This is a genomic window from Vibrio sp. 1069, from assembly GCF_033340555.1.
Genome location: NZ_JAWOWP010000170.1, coordinates 1 through 913, shown reverse-complemented (window position 1 = coordinate 913; position 913 = coordinate 1). Strand labels below are relative to the sequence as shown.

Sequence of the window (913 nt, the reverse complement as noted above, 5' to 3'; positions counted from 1 at the left end):
CGCGTTGCGTTGAGTAGAAGAGCTCGGCAAGCAGCGTGCGTTTCCAAGCGTTCCACAACTCTGGATTGGTTGCGCAAATATCCGCAACCGTGAGACACACCAAATACTCAAGAGATTCTTCGTCACGAACTTGTTTCGCAAACTCTGTAATGACGTCAGGATCGTAAATATCGCGTCGTTGTGCGGTGACTGACATGAGAAGGTGATGCCTCACCAGCCAGCCCACTAACTTAGCTTCTGGCTTCGACAGCCCGTGTTCAATACAGAAATCGTACGCTTCACCTTCACCAATCACTGAGTGATCACCACCGCGACCTTTACCAATATCATGGAAGATTGCTGCAATGATCAGCAGTTCTTTCTTTTGCATGCGAGGGTATATGTCGCAACAAATCGGATGCTTCGCATGGTTGTCTGGATTGTTAAAGGTATTGATGTGTTTGAGTAGGCGAATGCTGTGCTCGTCAACCGTGTAGGCGTGGAACAGGTCGAACTGCATCTGACCAACAATCTGGCTCCATTGCGGTAAATATGCGGCCATTACCCCAAGTCTGTGCATCAAACTGAATGCTTTATGAAGTGCATTTGGGTGTCGACATAACGCTAAGAATTTTTCACGAGCCGCTGGAATCGTGTGTAAAAACTTGTTTAAGCGGCGACGTGCAGTACGCAGTTGGCGCAGGGTTGGAGGGCTTACCCCCTCAATGGTTGAGTCGTTCGCGATATGCAAAAACATATCAAGAATAGTTTCAGGTCTGGCTTGGAATAGCGCGGGTTTTCTGGCTTCGATTAACGATCCACGGCGTTGAAAATCTGCATCCAAAATTTCCGCGTTTTCCGTTGCGCCCCCGTTGATGATGGCTTGATCAAACAGTTTGAGCAGCATTTTGTTTAATTCTGCGACGCGACGAAG

1 protein-coding gene is annotated in these 913 nt (G+C 48.2%); it reads right to left on the bottom strand.

The genetic code is table 11. From position 1 onward, the window contains the following. Positions 1-913: HD domain-containing protein (locus R7040_RS25240; protein ID WP_318097387.1), on the bottom strand; the 913-nt coding region annotated here is incomplete at both ends.